Annotated in this window: 31 protein-coding genes; 17 read left to right on the top strand and 14 right to left on the bottom strand. The window is 70.0% G+C overall.

The genetic code is table 11. From position 1 onward, the window contains the following. Positions 1-8 precede the first annotated feature (8 nt). Positions 9-626: a LysE family transporter gene (locus tag VHU88_03855; GenBank protein HEX3610800.1), complete on the bottom strand. Its 618-nt coding sequence runs from the start codon at positions 624-626 to the stop codon at positions 9-11. 74 nt (positions 627-700) lie between these two features. On the opposite strand from VHU88_03855, the gene VHU88_03850 reads away from it, so the two are divergent. The 3 genes from VHU88_03850 (at position 701) to VHU88_03840 (ending at position 3,500) form a co-directional block, all read left to right on the top strand. Next, positions 701-1,567 carry an ArgP/LysG family DNA-binding transcriptional regulator gene (locus VHU88_03850; GenBank protein ID HEX3610799.1) on the top strand — a complete coding sequence of 289 codons (867 nt, stop codon included), beginning with the start codon at positions 701-703 and terminating at the stop codon, positions 1,565-1,567. A 183-nt stretch (positions 1,568-1,750) separates the two neighbouring features. Next, positions 1,751-2,965, top strand: coding sequence for an Ig-like domain-containing protein (locus tag VHU88_03845; GenBank protein HEX3610798.1), 1,215 nt, complete (start codon positions 1,751-1,753; stop codon positions 2,963-2,965). Between the two features lie 82 nt (positions 2,966-3,047). After that, positions 3,048-3,500, top strand: coding sequence for a hypothetical protein (locus VHU88_03840; protein ID HEX3610797.1), 453 nt, complete (start codon positions 3,048-3,050; stop codon positions 3,498-3,500). Positions 3,501-3,512: 12 nt separating this feature from the next. Here the strand turns inward: VHU88_03840 and VHU88_03835 are convergent, their stop codons facing one another. Next, complete coding sequence (locus VHU88_03835) at positions 3,513-3,776, bottom strand: hypothetical protein (GenBank protein HEX3610796.1); 264 nt, start codon at positions 3,774-3,776, stop codon at positions 3,513-3,515. 311 nt (positions 3,777-4,087) lie between these two features. Here VHU88_03835 and VHU88_03830 point away from each other — a divergent pair, with 311 nt between their 5' ends. Further along, positions 4,088-5,278 carry a trypsin-like peptidase domain-containing protein gene (locus tag VHU88_03830; GenBank protein HEX3610795.1) on the top strand — a complete coding sequence of 397 codons (1,191 nt, stop codon included), beginning with the start codon at positions 4,088-4,090 and terminating at the stop codon, positions 5,276-5,278. A 184-nt stretch (positions 5,279-5,462) separates the two neighbouring features. Continuing rightward, entirely contained in the window at positions 5,463-5,639 is a 177-nt protein-coding gene (locus VHU88_03825) for a hypothetical protein (GenBank protein HEX3610794.1), read from the top strand. A gap of 95 nt (positions 5,640-5,734) precedes the next feature. Here VHU88_03825 and VHU88_03820 read toward each other — a convergent pair whose 3' ends face one another. Beyond that, positions 5,735-5,953 carry a hypothetical protein gene (locus tag VHU88_03820; GenBank protein ID HEX3610793.1) on the bottom strand — a complete coding sequence of 73 codons (219 nt, stop codon included), beginning with the start codon at positions 5,951-5,953 and terminating at the stop codon, positions 5,735-5,737. Positions 5,954-6,090: 137 nt separating this feature from the next. Between VHU88_03820 and VHU88_03815 the strand changes: the two genes are divergently transcribed. The 3 genes from VHU88_03815 to VHU88_03805 all read left to right on the top strand — a co-directional run bounded on the left by VHU88_03815 (position 6,091) and on the right by VHU88_03805 (position 7,673). Next, a complete protein-coding gene (locus VHU88_03815; protein HEX3610792.1) occupies positions 6,091-6,552 on the top strand; it encodes a hypothetical protein in 462 nt (153 codons plus the stop codon). A 143-nt stretch (positions 6,553-6,695) separates the two neighbouring features. Then, positions 6,696-7,121, top strand: a complete 426-nt coding sequence (locus VHU88_03810; protein HEX3610791.1) for a peptidase inhibitor family I36 protein — start codon at positions 6,696-6,698, stop codon at positions 7,119-7,121. A 156-nt stretch (positions 7,122-7,277) separates the two neighbouring features. Beyond that, positions 7,278-7,673, top strand: a complete 396-nt coding sequence (locus VHU88_03805) for a hypothetical protein (protein ID HEX3610790.1) — start codon at positions 7,278-7,280, stop codon at positions 7,671-7,673. A 353-nt stretch (positions 7,674-8,026) separates the two neighbouring features. On the opposite strand, the gene VHU88_03800 is transcribed toward VHU88_03805, so the two are convergent. Further along, entirely contained in the window at positions 8,027-9,481 is a 1,455-nt protein-coding gene (locus VHU88_03800) for a carotenoid oxygenase family protein (protein HEX3610789.1), read from the bottom strand. Between the two features lie 67 nt (positions 9,482-9,548). On the opposite strand from VHU88_03800, the gene VHU88_03795 reads away from it, so the two are divergent. Both VHU88_03795 and VHU88_03790 read left to right on the top strand, forming a co-directional pair. Beyond that, positions 9,549-10,220, top strand: a complete 672-nt coding sequence (locus VHU88_03795; protein HEX3610788.1) for a TetR/AcrR family transcriptional regulator — start codon at positions 9,549-9,551, stop codon at positions 10,218-10,220. Positions 10,221-10,768: 548 nt separating this feature from the next. Beyond that, positions 10,769-11,035 (top strand): hypothetical protein, encoded by a 267-nt coding sequence (locus VHU88_03790; protein ID HEX3610787.1) that lies wholly within the window; start codon positions 10,769-10,771, stop codon positions 11,033-11,035. Between the two features lie 32 nt (positions 11,036-11,067). Here the strand turns inward: VHU88_03790 and VHU88_03785 are convergent, their stop codons facing one another. Together VHU88_03785 and VHU88_03780 are read right to left on the bottom strand one after the other, a co-directional pair. Then, the gene (locus tag VHU88_03785) at positions 11,068-11,325 is read right to left on the bottom strand and encodes a hypothetical protein (protein ID HEX3610786.1); all 258 of its coding nucleotides are present in this window, start codon (positions 11,323-11,325) and stop codon (positions 11,068-11,070) included. Between the two features lie 285 nt (positions 11,326-11,610). Continuing rightward, positions 11,611-11,784 (bottom strand): hypothetical protein, encoded by a 174-nt coding sequence (locus VHU88_03780; protein ID HEX3610785.1) that lies wholly within the window; start codon positions 11,782-11,784, stop codon positions 11,611-11,613. Positions 11,785-11,909: 125 nt separating this feature from the next. Between VHU88_03780 and VHU88_03775 the strand changes: the two genes are divergently transcribed. Continuing rightward, positions 11,910-12,284, top strand: a complete 375-nt coding sequence (locus VHU88_03775) for a YchJ family metal-binding protein (protein ID HEX3610784.1) — start codon at positions 11,910-11,912, stop codon at positions 12,282-12,284. 301 nt (positions 12,285-12,585) lie between these two features. Beyond that, positions 12,586-14,004: a PLP-dependent aminotransferase family protein gene (locus VHU88_03770; protein ID HEX3610783.1), complete on the top strand. Its 1,419-nt coding sequence runs from the start codon at positions 12,586-12,588 to the stop codon at positions 14,002-14,004. On the opposite strand, the gene VHU88_03765 is transcribed toward VHU88_03770, so the two are convergent. The 3 genes from VHU88_03765 to VHU88_03755 form a co-directional block, all read right to left on the bottom strand. Further along, positions 13,961-14,620 (bottom strand): hypothetical protein, encoded by a 660-nt coding sequence (locus VHU88_03765; protein HEX3610782.1) that lies wholly within the window; start codon positions 14,618-14,620, stop codon positions 13,961-13,963. The two genes, VHU88_03770 and VHU88_03765, sit on opposite strands and share 44 nt — an antisense overlap. Positions 14,621-14,777: 157 nt before the next feature. Continuing rightward, complete coding sequence (locus tag VHU88_03760; GenBank protein ID HEX3610781.1) at positions 14,778-15,146, bottom strand: hypothetical protein; 369 nt, start codon at positions 15,144-15,146, stop codon at positions 14,778-14,780. 109 nt (positions 15,147-15,255) lie between these two features. Next, positions 15,256-16,050, bottom strand: a complete 795-nt coding sequence (locus tag VHU88_03755) for a DUF899 family protein (GenBank protein ID HEX3610780.1) — start codon at positions 16,048-16,050, stop codon at positions 15,256-15,258. Positions 16,051-16,345: 295 nt separating this feature from the next. Here VHU88_03755 and VHU88_03750 point away from each other — a divergent pair, with 295 nt between their 5' ends. Further along, entirely contained in the window at positions 16,346-16,813 is a 468-nt protein-coding gene (locus VHU88_03750; protein ID HEX3610779.1) for a hypothetical protein, read from the top strand. Between the two features lie 19 nt (positions 16,814-16,832). Here VHU88_03750 and VHU88_03745 read toward each other — a convergent pair whose 3' ends face one another. Beyond that, entirely contained in the window at positions 16,833-17,216 is a 384-nt protein-coding gene (locus VHU88_03745) for an MmcQ/YjbR family DNA-binding protein (GenBank protein ID HEX3610778.1), read from the bottom strand. Between the two features lie 422 nt (positions 17,217-17,638). Here VHU88_03745 and VHU88_03740 point away from each other — a divergent pair, with 422 nt between their 5' ends. Then, complete coding sequence (locus VHU88_03740) at positions 17,639-18,298, top strand: pentapeptide repeat-containing protein (protein ID HEX3610777.1); 660 nt, start codon at positions 17,639-17,641, stop codon at positions 18,296-18,298. A 24-nt stretch (positions 18,299-18,322) separates the two neighbouring features. Here VHU88_03740 and VHU88_03735 read toward each other — a convergent pair whose 3' ends face one another. Next, on the bottom strand, positions 18,323-19,477 hold the full coding sequence (locus tag VHU88_03735; protein ID HEX3610776.1) for a CpsD/CapB family tyrosine-protein kinase: 1,155 nt from the start codon (positions 19,475-19,477) through the stop codon (positions 18,323-18,325). Between the two features lie 214 nt (positions 19,478-19,691). Here VHU88_03735 and VHU88_03730 point away from each other — a divergent pair, with 214 nt between their 5' ends. Beyond that, entirely contained in the window at positions 19,692-20,510 is an 819-nt protein-coding gene (locus VHU88_03730; protein HEX3610775.1) for a hypothetical protein, read from the top strand. Between the two features lie 60 nt (positions 20,511-20,570). Here the strand turns inward: VHU88_03730 and VHU88_03725 are convergent, their stop codons facing one another. Continuing rightward, positions 20,571-20,993 (bottom strand): hypothetical protein, encoded by a 423-nt coding sequence (locus VHU88_03725; GenBank protein ID HEX3610774.1) that lies wholly within the window; start codon positions 20,991-20,993, stop codon positions 20,571-20,573. Positions 20,994-21,122: 129 nt separating this feature from the next. Beyond that, a complete protein-coding gene (locus tag VHU88_03720) occupies positions 21,123-22,031 on the bottom strand; it encodes a glycerophosphodiester phosphodiesterase family protein (protein ID HEX3610773.1) in 909 nt (302 codons plus the stop codon). 354 nt (positions 22,032-22,385) lie between these two features. Here VHU88_03720 and VHU88_03715 point away from each other — a divergent pair, with 354 nt between their 5' ends. Next, complete coding sequence (locus VHU88_03715) at positions 22,386-23,156, top strand: DUF222 domain-containing protein (GenBank protein HEX3610772.1); 771 nt, start codon at positions 22,386-22,388, stop codon at positions 23,154-23,156. 345 nt (positions 23,157-23,501) lie between these two features. Next, complete coding sequence (locus VHU88_03710) at positions 23,502-23,855, top strand: extradiol dioxygenase (protein ID HEX3610771.1); 354 nt, start codon at positions 23,502-23,504, stop codon at positions 23,853-23,855. A gap of 1 nt (position 23,856) precedes the next feature. On the opposite strand, the gene VHU88_03705 is transcribed toward VHU88_03710, so the two are convergent. Further along, positions 23,857-24,525 carry a lysophospholipid acyltransferase family protein gene (locus VHU88_03705; protein HEX3610770.1) on the bottom strand — a complete coding sequence of 223 codons (669 nt, stop codon included), beginning with the start codon at positions 24,523-24,525 and terminating at the stop codon, positions 23,857-23,859. Positions 24,526-24,706 lie beyond the last annotated feature (181 nt).

Here is a 24,706-nt window from a genome sequence, read left to right as displayed (position 1 = left end):
CGGCGAGGTCAGCCGGCGAGCAGGCGCATGCCAGTTGTGGTCAGGACCAGCGCGACGAGGACGTCGAGCGCCTGCCACGACCGGTGGTGCGCGAACACGCCGGCCAACAGGCGCGCGCCGAAGCCGAGCAGCAAGAACCACACCACGCCGCCGGCGCCGGCGCCGGCGGCGAACCACCACCGGCCACCCGTTTGCGCGTTGGCCACCGAACCGAGCACGACCAGCGTGTCGAGGTACACCCCCGGGTTGAGCCAGGTGAACGTCAGCGTCGCCGCGACGATCGCCCGACGCGAGGATGCCGGGAGGCACCCGGCCGTGCTCACCGCCGCCGGTCGAGCGGCCCGCCGCGCGGCGGCGACCGCGCAGCCGAGCAGGAACGCCGCCGCACCGAGCCGCACTGCCGTGAGCAGCCACCGACGATCGCCCAGTACCGCACCGCCCGCCGCGACACCGGCGACGGTGAGGACCAGTTCCGAGACCGAGCACAGCGAGACGACCAGCAGCACGTGCCGCCGGAGCAGGCCCTGCCGCAGGACATGTAGGTTCTGCGGCCCGATCGCGACGATCAGCGAGAGCCCGAAGACCAGGCCGGCGATACCGGTGGCGAAGGAGTTCGAATGCAGCACGCCGGCGAGTCTGCGGTCCGGTGCTCTTCAAGTCCAACTAATTGTTCTTCGGAATCATTAATTATGCTTACTATGTGGAATTCGACCAGGCCCAACTCGCGGCGCTTGGCGCCGCGGTCTCCGCGGGCACCCTCGAGGCGGCAGCCCGCCGGCTGCACGTGACACCGTCCGCGGTCAGCCAGCGGATCAAGGCGTTGGAGACCCAGGTCGGCCGGGTGCTGCTGATCCGTTCGAAGCCGGTACGAGCGACCGCGTCCGGACAGGTGCTGGTCCGGTTGGCGTTGCAGATGCAGGCCGTCGCGCAGGAGGCCACCGCAGAGCTGACCGACGAGCACGACGGCCAGGGCCTGCGGATCCCGCTGGCGGTCAACGCCGACAGCCTGGCCACCTGGTTCCTGCCGGCCCTGGTCGACGCCGGGCCGGGACTGTTCTTCGACCTGCACTGCAGCGACGAGCAGGGGACGGCCGAACTGCTTCGCGAGGGCGCGGTGATGGCCGCCGTCACCGCCGCGGCACGGCCGGTCCCGGGTTGCGCCGTTCACCGACTGGGCCGCATGCGCTATCGCCCGCGGGCCCGCGCTGCCTTCGCGGCCCAGTGGTTCCCGGACGGCGTCACCCCCGCGGCGCTCGCCCGCGCACCGGTGGTCTGCTTCGACCAGCGCGACCAGCTCCAGGACACCTACCTGCGGCGACACAACCGGAAGCCGCTCAACCCGCCGCGGCACCACGTTCCCGCGTCCACCGAGTTCGCCACGGCGATCCGACTCGGGCTCGGCTGGGGAATGGTGCCGGACCTGCAGACCGGCGAAGAACTGGTCGAGCTCGACCCGAACAGCAAGGTCGACGTCCTGCTGCACTGGCAGCAATGGCGGCTGCCCAGCCCGACCCTCGAGCTGGTGTCCGCCGCGGTCACCCGAGCCGCCGCGAACGCCCTGCGCTGAGGCCGAGCAACCGCACGCTGACTGCCCGTCAGATCCATGCCCCGGATGCGCATCACGAACGGAAGATCAAGATAAAAGGAAATTTCCCGTATACGACCTTTCCAAGATCCTTCCCAGCTCTTGCTCGCGGAGAGTCATCGGTGCGCTACTGCTAGCAACGTCAGTGGCGCGGGGGGATCAGGAATGGGTGCTCGTCGAATGGACGCCGCCGGGTGGCGGCTGGTCGCGCTCGCGGTTGCCGCACCTCTGCTGGCAACCGGTTGCGCGGCCGCCATCGCGTCGAACGACACCCCGCCCGCAGCCGGGCAGATCGGGCCGGTCACGCCGGTCGCCGCAAGCTCCCCGATCCGGATCAGCCCGCCGGACGGCTCGACGCAACTGCCGCCCGGTTCGCGGGTCAGCGTCAACTCCGTCGGCGGAGCGCTGAAGCACGTCGACCTGACCGACCCGGCCGGCAACTACCTGCCGGGCGAGTTCAGCCTCGACCGCACGGTTTGGACCTCCGCCGCCCCGCTCGCACCGGGCCAGAACTTCGCCGTCGACGCGAGCACGCTGGGCACGAACGGCCGCAGCATCGAGCAGCGCTCCACGATCAGCACGGCGGACGTCCCGGACCCGAACCGGCTCGCGATCGCCTCGGTCACTCCGTCCGACGGCAGGCAGATCGGCGTCGCCTATCCGCTGATCGTGACCTTCAACCACCCGGTGACCAAGCGCAAGGCGGTGTCCGACGCCCTGACCGTCGAGACCTCCCCGCACGTCGAGGGGGCCTGGTTCTGGATGGACTCCTCCACGGTCGACTACCGACCGGAGAACTTCTGGACCCCCGGCACCCTGGTCACCCTGCACGCCAACCTGGCCGGGGTCGCGGGCGGCGACAACCTCTGGGGGGTCGCCAACACCACCTCGGCGTTCACCGTCGCCCGCAGCGAGGTCATCAACGTCGACCTGAAGAACGACCGGATGACCGTCGAGCGCGACGGTGCGACCGTCGGCGACTTTCCCGTGTCGGCAGGCAAACCGGGCTGGCGTACCCGCGACGGGATCATGACGGTCATGGAGAGGGACACCGACAAGACCTGGACCAACACGGCGATCGACGCGCCGGAGGCCTACGTCCTGCACTCCAAGTACGCGATGCGGATCACCAACTCCGGGGAGTTCATCCACGACGCCCCGTGGAACCGCGGCAAGATCGGCGAGTACAACTCCAGCCACGGCTGCGTCGGCATGCTGACTTCGGACATGGCCAAGGTTTTCGCCGGGGCGATGGTCGGCGACGCGGTGATCGTGACTGGCTCCGGCCGGCCGTTCGGATCGGTGGCCAACCGCATCGGCGACTGGAACGTGCCGTGGGCGCAGTGGGTCGGCGGCAACTACGACCTGTCGTTCCGGTGATCTGACCCACCGTCAGCTCCACTCATTCGATGCCGGCGACCCCGCCCCCGGTCGGCCGCCGCAGGTGGGGAAGAGTCGGGGTGTGGGCGGACTCGGAAGACTGCTGGTGCTCGCCGGCGCAGGGGGCGTGGCGGCCGGGGTTGCGCTGCCCTGGGTACGGGTGAAGAACGCCGTGCCGGGCCTGACGATCCTGGGCGCCCACCTCGGGCCCAGTGACGCCACGGTGCATGGGCAGAACACGTCGGCGTGGCCCGTGCTGGCCGGGCTGGGCGCGGTCGTGGCACTGCTCGCGCTCCTGGGCCGCGCACGGCGCACGGTCGCTCTGCTCGGCGTGCTGATCGCGGCGGCCGGTGGCGGGTTGCTCTACTACCTGTCCAACGTGATCGACATCAAGACCGCGCACCGCTCGGACCTGGAGCGGACCCTGGCGCACCTGGCCGTCCACACCAGCGTCCAACCCGGACCGGTGGTCCTGCTCGGCGCCGGCGCGCTCATCACCCTGGGCGCCTTGGTCAGCCGACCGCGGGCCGGCTGAGGGATCGGGCGCTCAGCCCGCCCCGGAGTCAGCCGGCGGCGGCGGCAGATCCGGCGGTCTCGTCGGGCACGGAACCGCCGACGGACCGGAACTCGGTGCAGCGCTCGGCGCCGGCCCAGCGGTCGGAGACGGGCAGGTCAGATGGTCCTGGGCGGCGACGAAGCTGATCAGCGGCGGCTGACCGGCCCGGCCGATCGCGCCGAAGGCCGTGGTCGCGATCGCGGAGGCCAGCGCACCGGCGGCCACGACGAGGGCCGCAGCCGCACCCGTCCGCATCGCTGCCGCCCTCCGACTCCGAACGCCGGTTGTCACCTACCCCGACGGGGCCCGTCGTCCCAATCAGCTGCGACGACGGCACGCGGACGCGGCGTCCGTGATCATTCTGCGCCTCGTCGAGCCCGGCGTGGAGGCCCCCACGCCGGGGTATCCGGATCGGAGGGCTTCTTCGGTGATGCATACCGGGTTCCAAGCCCATTCACAGGTGGCTGGGGAGGCCCGGCGTCATGGACGAAAACCTCGAAAACCCAGCGAACAACCCCTCCGACGACCTCGCCCCAGGAGGTTCCCCGACCCCGCCCCCGGCGCCCATGGGTTCACATCGCAGCCGCAAGATTGCCGTGGCCGTCCTGGTCGCGGCGCTGGTCGGCGGGGGAGTCGGGGTTGCCGTCGGGCACCGGGGCGGCGCCTCGGGCTCGATCCAACCGGTCGCCGACAGCCGATCCGGCGGCGACGCCGGAGGCATCCCGCAGGTCGCCGCGAAAGTGCTGCCCAGCGTCGTGTCCATCGACGTGAACAACCTTCCCAGCGCAGGCAACGGCGCGATGATCCCGGGCATGCCAGGTCTGGGTGGGCAGAACGGTAATGGCGGATCGGGAAACGGGGGATCCGACTCCGGTGCCGTCGAGGGCAGCGGCAGCGGCATCGTGCTCAGCAAGGACGGCTTGATCCTGACCAACAATCACGTGGCCGGGCAGGGCGATCTCGCAGTCACGTTCCAGAACGGCAAGACCGTGAAAGCCAAGCTGGTGAAGGCGGACCCAGTCACCGACCTCGCGGTGATCAAGGCCGACGGCGTCAACGACGCCACCCCGATCAACCTGGGCAACTCGGCCGATCTGAAGGTCGGGCAGCCGGTGGTCGCGATCGGTTCCCCGCTGGGCCTGTCCAGCACCGTGACCAGCGGCATAGTGAGCGCGCTGCACCGGCCGATTCAGCCGCAGCAGGAGAGTGGCGGCGGGGACGACGGGTCGGCCGCGGGCGGCGCCTCGTCGCCGAACGTGATCGACGGTATCCAGACCGACGCACCGATCAACCCCGGCAACTCCGGCGGGGCGCTGGTCGACATGAACGGCAACCTGATCGGCATCACCTCGGCGATCGCGAGCCTCGGCGGCGGTCCGTTCGGCGGGCAGAGCGGCTCGATCGGCCTCGGCTTCGCCATCCCGATCAATGAGGCCAAGGTCGCCGCCGACCAGTTGGAGAAGGGTCAGAGTGTCGCGCACGCCGTGCTCGGGGTCGGTGTGAAGAGCTCGCCGGACGTCGGGCAGCGGGGCGCGCTGATCGGCCGGCTCACCTCGGGCGGAGCCGCGGAGAAGGCCGGCCTGAAGACGGGCGATCTGGTCGTCAAGGCCGACGACCGGATCATCGACACCGCCGACGCCCTGGTCGCCGACGTGCGGTCGCACCAGCCGGGCGAGAAGGTCACGTTGACCTACGTCCGCGGGGGCAAGACCCAGACAGCCGACGTGACGCTGGGCAGCGACGCAGCCAATTCCTGACGTCACCGAACGCCTCGCCACCGTCGCCAGGGCGGTTCTGACGCCGGGTCAGAACTGACTGCCTGCGAGCCCCGACGCATTCGGCGCCGACCCGCTCGGCCCAATGGGCCATCCGCGCCGGGTTGTGTTCCGAATCATTGGTGAGCGGCGATCCGGAAGCCGTCCGTGGACGTCGTCGAGGGAGGTGGCGCGCGATGCACTGGTCGCCGTCTGGTACGTGCTTGTCGTCGCGCCGGCTCCGATCGCGCTGGTCCGCCGACGCACGCCCGCCCGCGTGCCGATACGCGCGGAGCCCGCTCGGCACGAACCGCTGACCGAGGGGTACACCGCTTGCGACGCCGCCGCCGGCTGGCCGTACTGAACGCGGCCCGGCCGGGTGTGAGCGGAGGACCGTACGCGCCGGCTGGTCGTGTCTGACTCACCGTCAGTATCGGGTGTGGCGGGTCAACGGGCTGCTCAGTTGAGCGACGGATGCGCGGGCCGTGCGGCTCGCAGGGCGACCATCGGCGAGCTCATGGCGCGCCCGTCAGCCGCTCGGCGGTTCTGTTCCCGCAGCCAGTGTTCAAAGCGCCGCGTGCTCGCGTCCAGGTCGGCAAGGACCAAGGCGATCGTCGCCGGGTCGAACGGACCGCTGTCGTCGCCCGACTCGGCCCCTTCAGTCTGCTCGTCCTGCATGGTCGCTTCCACCTTCGTCCGCGTCGGAGCACCTGCAGGTACGCAGCTCTCCGAGGACCGATTTTGTTCCCGGCGCCGGGGCACCGGCGATCGGCGCGTCGGGATCGCGACGCTGTGCCATGGGGCATGCTCGAGGGATGACGGTTCGGGGGGCGGGCTCGGCGCTGCCGGCCGATTGGGTGCGGCTGCGGCCGTCCCTGCCGCGGCGTTTCCCCTTGGCGGTGATGGTCGCGTATTTCGCGTCCACGGCCGGCTCCGGTCATCACGCCGTGCTGTGGTGGCTGCTGCTGGTCGCGGGCGGGTTGTTCGGCGCGGTGAGCCTGCTGGACAGCGTGACGTTGACCCCGACGCAGGCGGTGGTGCGCCAGGGCCCGAAGATTTCCGTGCCTTGGGACCGCGTGCAGGCGGTGCTGCTGGTGCGCGGTCGGGTGGCCCTGGTGACCGCGGACCGACGCGGGATGGTGCGGGCGCCGTCGTTGGCCTGGGACCCGCGGACCAACGAGGCGGCCCGAGCGCGGGTCGAGCAGTGGTGGGTCGAGCACCGCAGCCCGGACTGGACGCCGGCGCAAGGCCCAGCGAACGGCTCCGCCCCGGCCTGATCCACGGCAGTCCGCACCGTCCCCCCGCGCCTGTCCGGAAACGCCCGGTGAACTGCGCCGTTGCCGGCGTGTCGACAACCGGCGCGGCTCGCCTCCGGGCAACATTTCGCTCGAAGGATGTGCGGGATCCGGGGAGGCAGGGCATGAGGTACGGCGGTCGTCCTCCGTCGCGGGTCGGCGCCGCGGGCGCCACGCTGCACCGAGTCTTGCTGGTGGCCGGGCTCGCAGGCGCCGGCGTGCTCTCGCCGGTCGGTCTGTCGGCAGCGTCGGCCGCGACCAGCTGCCCGAAGGCCGCCTTGTGCATGTACCCGCAGGCGGACTACCAGGGCACGCCGAAGGTCGTGAAGCTGCCCAAGAGCCAACGTGAGCGGGCGCGGATGACCGACGACGCCGGCTGCATCCGGTTCGGCTTCCGGTCGTTGATCGACAACAGTCCGTTCGGCGGCACGGTGTACGGCAACGCCAAGTGCGACGACGGCGGCCAGAGCCAGGACTTCGCCGCCAAGGCCAAGATCGCCGGGTTCACCGGCTGGCCGGCCAAGAGCATCGTGTTCCCGACCGACTACTGAGCCCTGATACCGCGAGGCCGGTCGCCGATAATTGCGATTATGTCAAGTGGTTCAGCCGCAGCGCCGAGCGCGAATCATCCGAACGGGTGAGCAACCTGCTGCAGGCGTCGCACGTCCAATGTCGTGGCGAACGGACCAGGCACAGGAGTGAGGCCGATGAAGATTGGCCGGACTGTCGCGAAGGTCGGCGTGGTTTGCGTAGTGGTCGGCATCGGGCTGACTGTGAGCGTCGCCGCCCACGCGGCACATCACTCCACCGACGGCACTGTCCCCGGCGGCGTGTCGCCGGCGCAGACTCTCCAGTCCTGTCTGAACAATCCCGACGTCCAGCACGTCACCGTGGATGCGAACGACGACGTGTCCGCGGTGAACATCTACACCACGCTCGGCGGCGACATCGGCAGCTCGCTGGGCCAGGACCTGAACGACCAGATCACCGGGAACCAGATCGTGACGCAGTTCGACGGCTGCAACGCCGGTCAGTACGGGGCGAACGGCTTGGTCACCGTGTACAGCAAGAACGGGACCACGCTCGCCGGCATCGGCTACTGAGAATGGGCGCCCAAGGGCCGGCCGGGCACCTGTGCAGTGCCCGGCCGAGCCCCGAGGCGGAACTCTCCCGCCGGGGCGCGTGCAACGGTCAGTCGTCGTAAGGACCGTCGTAGCCGTCGCGGTCATAGCCGTCGTCGCCGCTGTAGCCGTCGTCGCCGCCGTACCGGTCCCAGTGGTGATGGTGATGCCAGTAATGGAAACGCATCCTTGAACCCCTTCCGTTCATCGGCCCACGCTGTTCCTGAGGTGCTGCGCAGGCATCCCGATGAAGGTCGCTTACCCAAGCGATTCCGCGAGTACGCAAGGGCCACCGAAATTCGGGCTGTAGTACAGGTCACGATGTGCGCCGGCGCTCAGTCCTCCGGTGCCCAGTTGCCGTGGAAGCCTGCAGGTACCCGAACCGGCAGGTGCACGGCGGCGACGGTCTCCAGGGTCTGCGAGTCCAGCAGCAGCAGGTCGCTGCGGTCGGTGCTCGGGTCGTACACGTAGCCCAGCAGGGTTCCGCGGTCCTCGGCGCTGTCGGGGGCGTCGGGCACGAACACGAACTCACCGACGTTGCTGCCGGTACCGAAGTGTCGGGTGATGATCTGCCGGGAGCTCAGGTCGTGGCGGATCAGGGACTCCGCGCGGGTGCCACGGAACCCCACCGCGTAGCCGTACCGGTGCCGGCGGCTCACCAGCCGTTCGTCGACCCTCGGGAACTCCTGGCCGACATCGCTGACCCGTTCCTCGATCACCTTCCCGGCGCCGAGGTCGACCCGCCAGCGGTCCAGGGTCGCGTCGCCCTCGTCGGGGCCGAGGCGCTTCACGTCGAACATCTTCGGGTGCCGGACGACGTCGAGCACGATCTGGTCGCCGTCGTCGTAGGCGTTCAGCGGGTGGAAGACGTAGCACGGCTCGACGTCGAACCACCGGACGTCGGCCGCGGTACCGGTGCGCGGCAGGACGCCGATCCGAGCGGGATAGGACGGGTCCCAGGCGTAGGGGAAAGCCGGTGTCGAACCGTCGAGCGTCTTGTGCGTGAAGTACTTGGCGAGGAGTCCCGGCGTCGGCCGCTTGCCGACGAACCGCGCGGCGCCCCACCGGGCGATGTCCCCGATCGGGCGCGGCCACAGTTTGCCGACCGGTCCGACGTCGAACACGCACGGTAGGTCGTAAAGCACTACGTGGTTCTCGGTGAGGGAGAAGTCGTGCATCATCGGGCTTCCGCCGACCTGGATGTCGACGATCCTCCGCACCCGCGCATCGGTGCCCAGCACGGTGTACTGAACCTTGTTGCCCCAGCCCCAGTAGTACGAGACCGCATGCAGTTCGCCGGTCGAGGGATCCCGTTTGGGGTGTGCGGACCATCCGCCGGGCAGCGTGCCGTCGAAGTCGCAGGCGCCGACGGTCTCCAACTGCTCGGTGAGCTCGTAGGGACGGGCGCCGGCCTCGACGATCGCGAACGTACGCTTGCCCTGGGTAATCACGTTGGTGTTGGCGGGGAAATCCCACCCGGCATGCGCCGTCGCGCCCGGACGAGGCTGCTCCCCCAGCGCCCGCGCCACATCGGCGGAGCGCACATACCGATTGCGGTACCACTCGGCCTTGCCGTCACGCAGTCGCAGCCCGTGCACCATGCCGGTGCCCAGGAACCAATGGTGCCGGGCCGGGTCCACCGGGCCCACCGGGTTGGGGCCGTTGCGCAGCACCCGGCCGTTCAGATGGGCCGGCACCGTGCCGGTGACAGGTAGGTCGAACGCCGTGGTCTCGGCGTCGACCGGGCCGAAATTGCCGGTCAGGTAAGGGTTTTCCGCGGTCACCGTCATTGCGGACCTCGATTCATAGCGACGCTATGCGATGTATTCATAACACTGTTGTGCAAAAATGCCAAGCATGAGTCCGAGACTCGCCGACCCGGGCGTGCGCAGCGCGCTGCTGGACACCGCGGCCCGACTGATCGCCGTCGACGGTTCGGCCGGACTCACGCTGCGCCGCCTGGTCGAGGAGGTCGGCACCTCGACCATGGCCGTGTACACGCACTTCGGCGGCATGCAGAACTTGCGTCAGGAGATCCGCCTGGAGGGCTTCGCGCGACTCAAGGCCCATCTCGAGGCGGTGCCGCCGGGGTCGGACCCGTTGAGCGACATCGCCCTGCTGGGCCGGGCGTACTACGACAACGCGATCGAGAACCCGCACATGTACCGGGTGATGTTCCTGGAGACCCACGAACCCGCCGAGGACCTGATCGGCCTGGACACCTTCCAGATACTGGTCGACTGCGTCGCCCGCTGCGTCGAGGCGGGCCGGTTCGACGCGGCCCAGCCCTTCGACCTGGCGATCCAACTCTGGGCAACCGCGCACGGCCTGGTCAGCCTGCAACTGGCAGGTTTGCTCAGTGCTGAACTGGCCGCCGAGATGCTCGTCGCCGGCCAACGGAGTTTGCTCCTGGCGTTCGGCGCCGACGGTCGGGCCCTCACCCGTGCCCTGGGCCGCGCGAACCGCAACCGAGGCGCTCCCCCGCGCGCGTCCCGCCGCGAACTTGGCTCGGCGACGCCCCGCGTATGAGAGAACCCGGCCCCGCGTATGAGAGAAGCCCATCCGATCATCGATGATCGGATTCGCGCCCCGTTTGTCCCATGCGTACGAGGGTGGGGCGCGAGCGGCCGTCGCCGGCTCGGCCCCACCCCCCGGCGGGCACGGTGCGACGGCCGGTACGGCCAGGCGTCGCGGTCCCCCCGCCTGCGTCGGACACCCGTCCCGAGGTGTCGACGCGGCTCACGGATGTCGGGCACCCTCGACCGACAACGGCAAACTAACCCGGCCGGCGCCGACGCGCCCGGCAGGACCGGTGTGATCCGGCTTTCTTCGACGTCGAAATCTGGAGACTTGGAGCTTCTCGGCCCCGCGGATCCGGTCAATCGTCACGGCCGACGGAGGACGCGGTCACGCCCGCCTTGTGAAGACTGCACGACCTGGCCCGCTGCGGCAGTCCGGTGGCCGGAACGCGCGGCAGGTGCGTTTTCCGGGGTAGAAGCGGGACGTCCGTCCGGCGCCACCGGTCGAGCCGCGCGGTGCTCGACCAAGGGCCGGAACCTCGCCACCGGGAGGTCCCCGTGCAGGTGCACATCGAGCCGAGCGAACCGTCTGTCCGGGGCGGGGAGCACTTGATGCTCGCCGCGGTTGTCGACATCGGCGCCGGCCCCTACTCGTTCAGGTGGAATTGCGCCTGTCCCGGCCTGTCGGTCGGAGACACGTACGGCGGCAGCCTCAACGTGACGGTGCCGCTGACAGTTGGCACCTTCGGCGTCCACGTCGTCGTCTTCGACCCCGCGACCGGTTCGCGCGCGGAGGCCGGCACCGAGGTCACGGTCACTGCCTGAGCCGCCCTACCCGAACTCCCCCGCTCCTCGGATCAGCGGAGCATTGTTCGGCACGAGGGGCACAGGCGTACAGCGACAAGTCCGGACTCGTCGGTCGCCGCCACCGGGTTGCCGTTGACCAGATCGCTGACGGCGTTCGGCGAGTCGAGCACGCGGCCCCAGCCTTCGAACAACCCCCCGCCGTCCGGGTTCTCCCCAACCTGTGCGCACACGCCGCCAGGCAGGTGGGCCAGCGAACCCCGGGTCTGGCCGTCGGCGCCGTACATCACCGTGGTCGGGCCGACCCACAACTCTCCGCTGCGGGCACGTGACGCGGCTTCGCGTGATCGCGACGCGGATTCGGTCCTCGCAGCCGCGGCGGTACCGCGGGGCTTGGCGGACCGACTGCCGGGCGGATCGACCAGACCGGCCCGTTCCGCCTGACGGCGGCAGACGGCATCGCGACAATCACTGCGGTCATGTGAACGGCATCGATACGAAGGCACGACAGACAACCCTAGTCGCGTGACCGGTGCCCGGGCGCCCCGAGTCCCCCGCTGTGCCAGGACTCGGGACGCTCCTGCGCCGTGCCGGGCTCAGTACCAGCCGCGCCATCCGCCGCCGTAGCCCGCGCCGGTGTACCAGGCGTTGTCGTAACGCCACTCGGGAACGTAGTCGTAGTCGTAGTCGCCGTAGTCGCCGTAGTCGCCGTAGTCGCCGTAGAACCCGTCGTCCCAGCGGTGGTGGTGGCGCCAGTGGCTGAATCGCATCAGATGACTCCTTCCGATATGGGCCCGTGCCACGCTGCGGTGAAGCACAGGAGATTCCAATACAGAGCCCCTACCCGACCGATCAATCGATCAAGCCTGGTAAAGAACACTGGTTGACTACGGTCATGGCACGAAACCGGAGTTGCCCGTGCGGCAGCGCGAAGGCCTACCAGGCATGCTGCGGGCCTTTCCACGCCGGCCGCTCGACGGCGCCGACCGCTGAGACGTTGATGCGGTCGCGTTACAGCGCGTTCGTGCACCACGAGGCCGACTACCTGGCGGCGACGTGGCATCCGAGCACGCGACCGGCCCAGCTCCACCTGGATCCCGACCGCGTCTGGACGCACTTGGAGGTCGTGCGGGTGCGCGGCGGCGCCGCCGATGACCCTCGCGGCATGGTGGAGTTCCGGGCCCATCACACCACCGGCGTGCAGGCCGAACGCAGCACCTTCCTGCACGAGGACGGACGCTGGTTCTACCTGGACTCCGAGCCCCTGTAGCCACCTCGGCGCTGGGCAGGCATCGGTGCCGAGTCCCAGTAGACCAGGGTTCCGCACACGCACCGCAGGCGGACGTGCACGACGCCCTCGCCCGGGGCACCGAACTCAACTATGCGACGGGTACCCAGCAGGACTCGGCAGCGGCAGTGCGGACACCAGGGCGCGAACACCGTCCCATCGTGACCGATGAGCCCACCCGCAGCCTGAGCCAATCCGAAGAGAATGGCCTACCTGTCTCCAGGCCAATGCCGATACGGTGGCGTGGACCGGTCGCCGAGGGCTCGGAGGGGTGGACGCGATGGTGGCCACTGCGCGTCTGGTGTCCTGGTTGGCGCCGAGTCTGGTGCATGGCGCGCTGAGCGAGGGTCTCGCGGCTGGGCTGCGCGGGCTGGTTCTCGACGGCAGGCTGTTGAGCGGCACGCGGTTGCCGGCCGAACGCGAACTGGCCGCGGCACTCGGCTTGGCCCGGGCCACGGTGAGCCATTCGTACGACCGACTTCGCTCCGAGGGCTACCTGGTGAGCCGGCAGGGCGCCGGCACAGTGGTGCGCCTGCCTGCTCCGCGGTTCGACCGTCCGGACGAGGGCGCAGTTTCCGGACCGGACGTGATCGACCTGACGGTAGCGGCGCTTCCCGCGCCGTCGGTGCTCACCCAGGCGGCAGCCGCGGCGCTCGACGGACTGTCCGGACAGGTGGCCGGCAACGGCATGCACCCACTGGGCCTGCCCGCGCTGCGCAGTGCCGTGGCCGCCCGCTACACCGCCCGAGGCCTGCCCACCACCGTCGAGCAGGTCCTGATCTGCTCCGGGGCACTGCACGGCTGGAACCTCTTGCTGCGCACACTTTCCCGCCCCGGGGCCCCTGTCGTGGTCGAGCAGCCGACCTACCCCGCGGTGCTGGACGCCGCGTTGGCCTACCACGTGCGCGTGCACCCGTTGCCGGTGGACGCGGGCGGCTGGGACCTGTCCCAGTTGGCCACCCCGGCCCGCGCGCCGGTGCTGGCCCATCTGACCCTGGACGGGCAGAACCCGACCGGCCTGTGGGCCGATGACCCGTCCCGCCGCAGGCTGTTCGCGGCCCTGCACCCCGAGACGGTCGTTGTTGTCGACGAGACCTTGACCGACCTGCCGCACGGCGCCCCGGTCACCCGGCCCGGCGCGGCCCTCGCTCGCCGCGGCACCACGGTGGTGGCGCTCGGGTCGATGAGCAAATCGTTCTGGGCAGGGCTACGGGTCGGCTGGATCCGCGGCCCGGCCGAGCTGATCCGACGCCTGGCCGCGGCCCGTTCCTCCGACAACCTGGCCACCTCGGTGTTCGACCAACTGCTTTCCGTGCAATTACTGGGCCTGGCCGACCAGGTGCTGCCGGACCGGCGCGCAATGCTGGCGGCCCGCCGCGACGCACTGCTCGACGCGCTGGCGACCTATGCCCCGGGCTGGTCGGCCGCCTCGCCGCAGGGCGGCCTGTCGTTGTGGGTCGACCTCGGCGGAGTGTCCAGCACCCGGTTGGCCCAGCGCGCCAGGGAATTCGGGGTGCGAATCACCCCGGGCCCGCGTTTCACGGTCACCGGCACCCACGACCGATGGACGCGGCTGCCGTTCGTGCTTCCCCAGGACCGATTGGCCGAAGCGGTGCGCCTGCTCGCGACTGCCGCGGCAACGGATGCCGGCGGCGCGGTCAGCCGCCGGCGAGGCGGGCCGGAGACCGCTTGGACCGCCTGACCGATCGTGGCGTCGCCGGACGCAACTGCAGCGCGGGCAATGTGAAGTGCACGATCGGCCCGATCGCACCGGCGTAGGCCAGCGTGCCGATCCCGACATTGCCACCGAGCAGCCAACCGGCGGTCAACGCGCCGACCTCGATGGTGGTCCGGACCACCCGGATCGACCGTCCGCGGGCCGCGATGCCGGTCATCAGGCCGTCGCGCGGCCCGGGCCCCAGCCCGGCCCCGACGTAGAGCCCGGTCGCGATTCCGCTCAGGCCGATGCCCGCGACCAGCAGGACGGTGCGGGCGGGCGTTCCGCTCGGTGCCGGCGCGGTGGCCAGCACGATGTCGACAACGGTTCCGATCGTGAGGATGTTGGCCAACGTCCCGATGCCGGGCCGTTGGCGCAACGGCACCCAGGCCAGCAGAACCACTGCCCCGACCAGGTTGGTCCACATCCCCACCGACAGGCCGACCGTCCGGCTCAGTCCCTGGTGCAGCACGTCCCACGGGTCGACGCCCAACCCGGCCAGGAGCAGCAGAGCGTCGCTGACCCCGTAGAGGACCAACCCGGCCCCGAGCCGCACGAACCGTTCCGCCCGCCGGTCCCCCGGCAACCCCCGAACTTCCATTTCCTGATGCTCACAGAATTGGACTACAGTTGAGTAGTCCAATTCCGAGTTCGTGGTCTGGGCCCGGTACGCCAATGTTGCGGTCCGCCACGTCGGCGTGCTGTACGGGAACGGCAAGGTGTTCGGAGCCGGACGCCCGCCGCGGCTGAGAAGGCTCTCAGTGCTGGGCGGGGTGCTGCTGCTCGTAGTACTGCTGCTCGGCAAGAATCGTGGCGTCCTGATAGATCGGCGTGCTCAGCGTCGTGCACGACGACGGGGTGATCACCGTTCCCCCACCCTCCGCGACGGCGATCTCCGGGACCAGCGCGGTCTGACAGGCCGTCGCGACCGCCCGGACCTGGTCGGGCAACGCATCGATCGCTGCCTGGGGGCTGACCGGGGTCGGTGCCGGCGAGGCGGTAGCCCCGGGAGACGGCTCCGGTCCGGCCGAGCCTTTGGACGCACCACTGCTGCCCCCGCAGGCTGCCACCACGGAGAGCAACGCGGCGGCCGCCCCGAGGGCACACAGGGATCGGCTGAGGGTCACGGTGTCTCCTGTCGGGCGGATCGGCTCCTGACCTTGGACGTCCGATCGCCCCGAACGCGTTCCCAGCTACACCCGTTCGGCGGTTCCGGGACCCGCGGAGGACGGCGCGTCACCGAATGTCGGACCCGCCGGGCGCCGTCGGCGCTGTGGCACCGGGCCGGGTCCACTGCGGCACGGGCCGACCGGTCGGGCCCCAGGTACCGGTCCCGGACGCGTCCATGCTCCAGTACCAGCACGAGTGCCGTCCCTCGGGCCAGCCGACCGGCTTGTCCTCCCAAGCCTCAGCGCGACCGTACGGCGTCATGTCGAGCAGACCGAGCGAGAAGTTGGCCGGTTCGTTGCCGCGGCCGGTAGTGGCGTAGGTGAGGAATGCCCGGGCGCCGACGCGTAGGTAACAGGTGATCTGCCCCATTTCGTCTTCGTCGCCGATGGGCGCGGGCAGGTCGCGCACCGAGTACCAGGACTGGGAGTAGCCCATGAACGCCACATAGGCGGCGACCTCATCCCATCGCCCGGTGGTCAGGATCGCGAACGACACGCCTCGGGCATTGAGGTACACCGCGTCCCGCACGTGCCAGGCGGTTGTCGTGCAGCCCGCGCACTGCCCCTCGTGCGGCTGCCCGTCGTGCCACATGTGCTTGTAGACGACGAGTTCCTCGCGGCCACCGAACAAATCCAGGAACGGCACCGGTCCATCAGGTCCGACGACCCGGACCGTCGGATCGAACTCCACCATCGGCAGCCGGCGGCGGGCGGCGGCCAACGCATCGCCCGCCCGGGTATGGGCCTTCTCGCGGACCAGCAGCTCGTCGCGGGCCTGTTGCCAGGTGGCCCGGTCGACGACGGGCGGGCAGCCGGACGGCATCGCGTTCGGGTCGTTCGGGGCGTTCGATTCGGTCGTCATGGGTCCTCCGTGGCGCAGCGGTCCGAGGACAGTCTCCGCGGGAACGACTCATGTCGGACAGCGGGTCCACTCGGTGGCATGCGCCCGCAACCTGGATCACGGCATCCGTCAAACCGGCCCGTTCGGGTTCCCGTTTCCGCAACGGGGTGTTCGCCGTGGTGAGGGCACCGCGGCGCCGGGGGCGAGCCACGCCATTGCGCCCGGCCCGGGCGGCTCCTAGCCTCGCCACGTCACCCGCGTCGCCGTGAACTGCATCCAGAACTTCACCGGATGGATGATTTCCAGGAGGCAGGAAATGATTCGCGTCCTTGGCTGGGCCACTGCGCTGGCCCTGCTGGCCCCAGCGGCGCCGGCATCGGCAGCCGGCACAACGGTGAACCTGGACATGTCCAACCTCAGGTTCTGCCGCCAGGCCCCGTGCCCACCGAGCGCCCAGGGATACCTGCGCAACCCGACGAGCGGGCCGATGCCGGGCACCGACAACCCCGCCGCAATCATCGACGTGCCGTCAGGTTCAACCGTGGTGTGGACCTACCGGGACAGCATGTGCGACCCGTTCCCGATGTGCCCGGGCCACATGATCATGATCGAGAACGGCACCCCGGACGGGCAGAAGGTCGGCATGGCGCAGGCTCGCAAGGGCCCGACAACCATCTCGTACCAAGTCACCCAACCGCCCGGCACGCTGATCCACTACTTCTGCAACATCAACCACCACGACGCATTCGGTCAGACGGGGATCCTGCGCGTCACCGGCTACTGACGGACCGTCAGCTCGAGGGTCAGCTCGACGGCCAGGTTGCCTCCGTTCCCTCCCGGAGGAGGTCGGTCGGTGCGCGCATCCGCCAGGCATCGGTGACCAGCTCCTCGAGACGTTCGAGGTCGACCTTCGCCAGGCGGAGCATCACCAGCGGCCAGCCGTCGTAGCCAGGGGCGGTGAAGAAGACGTCGGGTTCACCGAGCAGCAGCGCCTGCTTCTCGGCCTCGTCGCCGACGTAGAGCACGGCGATGTCCCTGCGGATCACCCGGCCTCGACCGGTCGATCGGTCCGGATAGGACCAGACGAAGCCCTTGCCCGCGACGCGGAAGTCGAATCCGTCGCTGTCGATCTCGACGACGTGCGACAGCGCCAGCGCGAGCCGGCGGACATCCTCGGCGTCGGCCATCCAGGCAGGATAGGCCGACCTCGACCACCTGCACCGGCCAAGGACGGCCTGCCCGCCGCAGTCGCCCTGAGACCGACGCCGGCGGTAGTTTCGTGTATCACGTGGTTCCGCGAGAGATATATCCACGGTTGGGCGCAAGCTCCGTGATTACCAATTTATTCTGATTGATCGTCAGATCACACCTGCGCATGACTTTTCGGTAATCTCTGGCTCGATCGGGTTTCCGACGCTTGTTCCGATGGTCCGGGACAGGAATTCAGTCGGGAAGACTTTGCCGTCTTCGGCCATCCGTGTGACGCCATATCCGGACAATTCCTCGTACCGTAACGGGCGCTTGGATCTTGATGATCAACTCTTGACCGGATGCCGGCCATATGGGCGGGCTCGGCTGCGCAGCGACGCCGGGCCGGTGCCGTTAGGAGATGATCGTTGTGAAGAAGATCGCCACGAACGTCGCAGTCGGGCTCGCGGCGGGACTCCTGGTCCTGGCCGGCGGGGCGGCGGGCAACGCCTCCCCGTACGGGCCGAGCGGATCGGTGGCGGTCAGCAGCCCATCGCCGTGCGCGGGGACAGCGATCACCGTGCAGCTGAGCGGATTCACCGCGAACGAGACGATCGACGTCTACCTCGGCACGGCGTCCGCCCCGGTGCAGAGCGTTACCGCCGGTAGCACCGGCGGGGCGACACTCACCATCGCCATCCCGGCGACCGATCGCGGCCCGCTGGTCGTCTCCGCCGTCGGCCGGACCAGCCAACTGACCGGGTTCGCCTCGCTGACCGTGCTCGACTGCTCGCGTTCGGGTGCCGGTTCCCTCAACACCGGCGACGGCAACGAGGGCTCGGACAACATCGGCGACGGCAACCAGGGCAACAGCAACCGCGGCGACGGCAACCAGGGCTCGAACAACATCGGCGACGGCAACCAGAGCAACGGGAACATCGGCGACGGCAACCCCGCGCTCGTCGAGCACGACCATGCGATCCAGAACTCCTCCGGCGACCACGATTCCCTGGCCATTTGGGTCGGAATCGGTGCCGCAGCGGCAGTCTCGGTGGCGCAGCGCAGGCGTCGGCGGTCCTGAGCCGGGCGGGGCAGCCCCCCGAAGCTACCGGCCGGCGCCGGACGCCGCCGCCTCCAAGCCCTGGTCGGTGACCACGGGACCCGTTACCGGCTCGGGCCGACCCCCACCGACCCGGTTCACGTGGACCGACGACCGACGGATCTGCCGGGGCAGGGCCGGGACGGCCGACGCCAGGGCGGCCGGAACCGGGTCGGCCGCCGGCCTCGGGCTGATCTCGACAGCTGGGGTATCTGCGGCGGACTCCGCCCAGCGGCGGCTCCGCCGGCTCGGAGCCATCGTCAGGACAGCACCGAGGATCGGGACCGAGCCACGAACCTTCCGCATGGCCGCCTCGACCTGCTGGCTACGCACGTGCCGGTACCGGGCGACGAACAGCAGTCCGTCGCAGTGCGAGGCCAGCAGCGGGCTGTCGAGCGCGGGGAGCAACGGTGGGGTGTCCAGGACGACCAAGTCGTAACGGGCAGCCAGCTCACCCAGCGTGCGGCCGACGGTCGGCGTCATCATCAACGCCGGCGGGTCCGGAACCGGACTGCCGCCGGAGAGGAAGTCCAGCGCCGCGCCCGGCCACCCACGAACCGCTGAGCGTAGATCGATCGTCTCGCGCAACACGTCGGCGAGCCCGAACGGTCCGGCCTCCACCCGCAGGCACTCGAGGACCTTGGGGCGGTGCAGATCGGCCTCGACCAGGACGACGCGCAGGCCCAGTCGGGCCGCGCCCAGAGCCAGGTTGCAGGCCGTGGTCGTCTTGCCCTCGTCCGGGATCGCGCTGGTGACCAGCACGATCCGTCCGGTCCGCCCCGCGGCGATCGTCCGGGAGAGGTGGCGGTAGGCCAACCCGGGCTGACTGTCCGGAGCCTCGAGCACCACCGTGCACCGCCGACCCCGCATGAAGCGCTGATGATCGGTCACCGCCAGGACCGCCGCGTCGCACAGCTCGGCCAGCGAGTCCGGTGAACGGAGGGTTGACCGCCCCCAGTTCCGCTCGATCTGCGGGGCCACCTGTCCGTCCGCCGCAGTCCCGGCACCACCCTGCGCGTTGAGCAGGCTGAACATGGCGACCTCCAGGAAGCCTTCGGCGGGCGGCCCGGTGTCCCCCCAGAGATCTGGCGAGCCGGGTTCGTCGGCGTCCCCGGTCGCCGTCGTGGTGAAGCCGGACAAGGCCAGATCATCTGGACCCAAGCCGCCCACCGGTACCGGATGCGGCCGAATGGGACATCTTGCCGCGAGTCGCCGCGGGTCGGGCGTCCTGCTACTTGCTCGGCAGCGGCCGCCGGCTGCCCCAGGAATGCGGGCCGGTGGGACGCCCGGACGGGCTAGTCGATCTTGACGGTCGCCCCTGCCGGAGCCGGATCATCTGCGCGGACGGAAGCTGAAAAATCCGAAAGGCGATGACATGCCGAGCAAGGTCTCAAAGGCACTCGTTGCCACCGCCCTGGTGGCCTCCGTCGCCCTCATCGGCTCCAGCGTTCCAGCCGCCGCGGCGACCCCGCCGGGCGGCGGCGGAACCATCAACGGCTCGGTCGAGCACCTGCTCACCACCCTGCTCGGCAGCCAGAGCGGCACCACGCCGACCGGTGGCGGCGACACCGGAAGCACGCCGCCGGGCGGGACGGAGAGCGGAGCGATCACCCAGCTGATCAGCACCTTGCTCGCCCAGCCCGGGGACACCCCCAACACCACCCCGACGACCCCGACGCCCGGGCCCCACCCGACTCTCATCAAAGCCCTGCTCGGCGGCCCGAGCGGATCGCCAAACCCCAACGGCAACGACTCGACGCTCGCGCTGCTGCTGGCGGGCCTGGTCGGCCGGCAGCCGAACCACGGTTTCGTCGGGGGCAGCGTCATCACCGTGCTGAACGAGTTGGCGGAGGTGCGCGACCTGGCGGTCCCCCACGGCTCGTCCGGCGGTTTCTTCGGCAAGACCTTCCGAGGCACCCTGGGCAGCCTGCTCGGCAACGGCGCCGGTTCGACCAACGGGTCCCCGACCGGTACCCCGAACACGCAGAGCCCGAACACGACCAACGGCACCAACAACGGCACGAACGGGTCGAGCAGCACGGTGGATCCCGACACGGCAAACGGGTCGGCCCAGGGTTACCCGAGCCTGTCCGAATTGCTCCTCGGCGGCGGCCTGATCACGCTGTGCATGCACAGCGGCGGCCAGACTCCCCCGCCACCCGGTGTGATTCTCATCGCCTGCCCGCTGATCTGACGCGCCGTCTGATCTGACGCGCAGTCATCGGTCCGGATTCGGACATCCGGCCGGCCATGGTCAGCCCAGCATCAGCGCCGTGATGTAGCCGGACATGGCCATCGTGGCGACCGCCGCGATCAAACTGCCGATGCGCAGCCAGTCGACCGGGGTTCCGGCCCGGTGCGCCGACCACGACAGCGCGGCCAACGCAACCAGACCGACCGACGCGGTCACGGTCGGCACGAGGTAGGTGAACAGCGCCACCAACCAGGCCAGTGCGCCGACCAGCGACGCCGGCCACGCCCACCGGCGCGCGGCGCCGATGGTCGGTGTGCCGCACTCGTCGGCCTCGTCCTCGCGCTCCTCGACCCAACGCAACCCCGCCGGTGCCATGTCCAGGTCCTCCAGTCGCGCCCGCGGCGCGGGAATGCGGGGGCGGGCAACCCGGACAGCCGCCTCTGAGGAGCCGGACAACTGGACTCGGGCACCGAGTCGGGTCACGGCGACTCCTCAGGACGTGGCACGCGGTTGGTTGACCGACTGGATCGGTACCGGGGGCGCGGGCCTTGAGGGCAAAGCCGCTCAGGGCGGGAAGAACGGAGGAGAACTTGACCTTTCCCGCCGGGCCGATCAGGCCAGGTGCTGCATGCTCGCGTCGAGATCGTCGACGGCAACGTCGTGCGCACCGAGTGCGAGCAGCGTGTTCAGCGACTGGGGGTGCCCGGCCGAGGCGATCAGTTGGCGGCCCTGCTTGGCGACCGTCGCGATGTCCGAGGCGGTGAGAGTCGCGTCCCAGGAGTACAGCACCGGGTAGGTCGTCTGGGCCACGGCCCAGTGCTTGTCGTAGCCGTGGAAGACCAGGCCGAGTCGCTTGCCGCCCGCAGCCTTGAGGCGCCGCAGGAGCGTGGCACTGTCGGCCAGCAGGGTCGTGCGGGTGCCCTGATCGAGGTGGTACTGCTTGACCGCGGCGACGACCACGGCGGCCTGATGCGTGTTCGCGACCGTCTTGGTGTGGATGTAGATCTTGACCGTCGAGGAGTGCGCGGTGATGTACGCCAGCGCCTCGTTCAGGGTCGGCACCGCCTGGAAGCCGAAGTTCTTGAATCCGTCGTTGGCGTTGCACTTCTCGAGCTTCGCCAACGTGTAGTCCGAGACCGTGCCGGTGCAGTTCGTGGTGCGGTCCAGCGTCGCGTCGTGCATGACAACCGGGACGCCGTCGGAGGTGTATCGGACATCGAAGACGATCCCCTGCGAACCCTGCTGGATCGCGTTGGCGAACGCGGCGATCGTCGATTCCGGGGTATCGATCTCCCCACCGCGGTGGGCCACGACCGCCACACCGGAGGTGCCGACGGCTGTGGAGTTGGTGGACGCGGGGCGCACTGCCGCCGGGGCCGCGGCGGGCGCAACCGGCGTCGTGGCCGCGACCGCATGTCCGGCGTGGAACGGAAGCCCGGCGGTCGTGATCGCGGCGGTGCCGGCTACCAGCGCCGCGACTCCACCCCGGACACTCCACGCGAATCGCCCGATTCTGCGCATGCTGTTTTGCCCCGTCCCCCCGGATCCCCACCGATTCGACGTACGAGACAGCGTTTCGGATCCCGAGCCGCGATCCTCGGCCGGCGCGCCGGCGTCGCGCAGAATTCAGCCGTCCGTCACCGGCCGGGAGGACTCACTCCCCCGCGACGCCGGTTCAGTCGTTCACGCGGGTCGATTGGTGGTCGCTCGCCGTTGGCTCGATTTTCGTGGTTGGTCGCCGTTCGTGGTTACCGATTTGGGTATCTGCTAGTGCGTCAGATCCCGGAATTCCCTTGCAGAGATGGGAATCAAGACGGATAATGGGACATGACCACACGATCCGATCCGGGGTTTCGACCCTGACCCGTTCGAGTCGTGGACGGTCGGGCCGGAACCGGGCACGGCGTTCGACGAGAGTACGACCTGGCCTGCATCGCCCGCTACGAACGCGCGGGCGCCGCGGTGCAGGGTGAGCAGGTCATCGCGATCGCCGCGTTCGTCGAGACCTACGTGTCGGACTACGAGGTCTCATACCGCGCCGCCGAGCCAGGGTCGCGGAACGTTCGGCCTACGCCGAGATCGCCCTGGCCCTCGGGATCGTCGAACGGACCAGCCGCTCGGGTCGCCACCGCCTGCGAACTGGTCGAGCGCCTGCCCGCCACGGTGGCGGCGATGCGAGCGGGGCAGGTGACCTTGCCGCGGGCGCGGGTGCTGCTGGAGGAGACCGTCCACCTCAACAGCGAGCAGCGCCTGGTGGTCGAGGAGACCCTGCTGCCCAAGGCACCCGCGCTGACCCCGGGCAACCTGCGCCGCTCGACCCGGCGGCTGGTCGAGAAGATCGATGCCGCGGCTTTCCTCAAGCGCACGGCCGCCGCGAAGGCCGACCGATGGGTGCGCTGGTGGGAGCTGCCGGACGGGATGGCCGAACTGTGCGCCCAACTTCCGGCGCAGGACGCCGCGGCGATATCCGGGGTCATCGACGAACTCGCCCACGCCGCCCGGGCACCCGGCGACCCCAGCTCCATCGAGCAGATCCGCGCCGACGCTTTCGTGGACGCGATCCTGCGCCCCGCGGATCTCTCCGAGCGGGTACACCGTCAACGTCACAGTCCCCGCGAACGTGTTGGTCGGCGCCACCGGTATTGACACGGTCGAGCAAGCAGCCGCCTGCCTGGCACCGACATCGATCACACCATCCCGGCCGAGAACGGGGGACCAACGATCCGTCGGAACCTGAGTTGCTTATGTCGTAAGCATCATCGGCTGAAACACTCCCCCGGCTGGAACTGCGAACAGGACAAGGACGGAGTCCTGACCTTCACCACCCCGACGGGGCAGGTGTAGCGCACCCGACCACCGACCGCCCACGGCGAGGAGCACCCCACGTTCTGACCCGCGGCGGGCAGCGGCGCCCGACCAAGGGGAATCGAGCCGGGGGCCGGCGTGGTCGCGCCGTTCCCCGGCCGGCCACCCGCCCCTAACCTCGCAGGCATGTCGATCTTCGGGGCGCACGCGGTTCTGCACAGCACGGACGCCGAGGCGGACCGGACCCTTCTGCGCGACGTCCTCGGTCTGGAGTGGGTCGACGCCGGACACGGTTGGCTGATCTTCGCGTTGCCGCCGGCCGAGGTGGCGGTGCACCCGACCGACGGCTCCCCGGCGGCGGAGCTCTACCTGATGTGCGACGACCTGTCCGCCGAGATCGACCGCCTGCGCGAGCACGGCGTGCGGTGTGCCCCGGTCCAGGAGGCCCGGTGGGGCTCGGTGACCCGGATCGAGCTGCCCGGCGGCGGGACCCTCGGCCTCTATGCGCCCCGCCACCCGTCCCCGGTGCGCCGCGGGTGAGCTACTGCGCGGCCTCGCGAGCGGCGGCCAACTCTTCCTTGACCGTGGTGGCGTAGATGTCGACGTACTCCTGGCCGGACAGATCCTGGATCGCCCGCATGATGTCGTCGGTCATCTCGCGGAACAGGCGGGCGTCGCGCTTGCGGCCGTCGTAGCGGCGCAGGTCGAGCGGCGGACCGAAGCGCACGGCCACCGGCGCCAGCCGCGGCACGCGTCGGCCCGGCGGTTGGACGACGTCGGTGCCGATCACCGCACACGGCAGCAGGGGCGCCGCGGACTCCAGCCAGAGGCGCGCCACACCGACCCGGCCGCGGTACAGCTTCCCGTCCGGCGAGCGGGTGCCCTCGGGGTAGATCCCGAGCAGGTTGCCCTCGGCGAGCACGTCGACGGCGGTCTGGATCGCAGCGAGCCCGGCCCGGCCGCTGCTGCGGTCGACCGGCTTCTGGCCGGCGGCGTTGAAAAAAGCGGCGGTCAGTCGGCCGCGCAGGCCCGGACGGTCGAAGTAATCGGCCTTGGCCAGGTAGATGACCTTGCGGGGCACGACCAACGGCACGAAGAAGTGGTCGGAGAACGAGACGTGGTTGCCGGCCAGGATCGCAGGGCCGCTGGTGGGGACGTGCTCCAAGCCGTCGACCCGCGGGTGGTAGGCCACGGTCAGCGCCGTACCCACAACCAGTTTGACGCCCTGGTACAGCAAACGTTCCTCGCAGACGTCGCTCGGCCCACCCGGTTGTCCCGGCAGTGGGACTCTACTGCGCGGCCCGTGCACCGCCCGCCGCCGTGCGGCACCCGCGGCGACCGGACGCCCTTGTCGGGCGGCAGACCTGGGTCCATTAATCTGTCTGCGCAAT

The sequence above is a fragment of the Sporichthyaceae bacterium genome (assembly GCA_036269075.1).
In the GTDB taxonomy this organism is placed as follows: Bacteria; Actinomycetota; Actinomycetes; order Sporichthyales; family Sporichthyaceae; genus DASQPJ01.
Note: the sequence above shows the minus strand (reverse complement) of the source record. Positions and strands in the feature narration are given on the sequence as shown.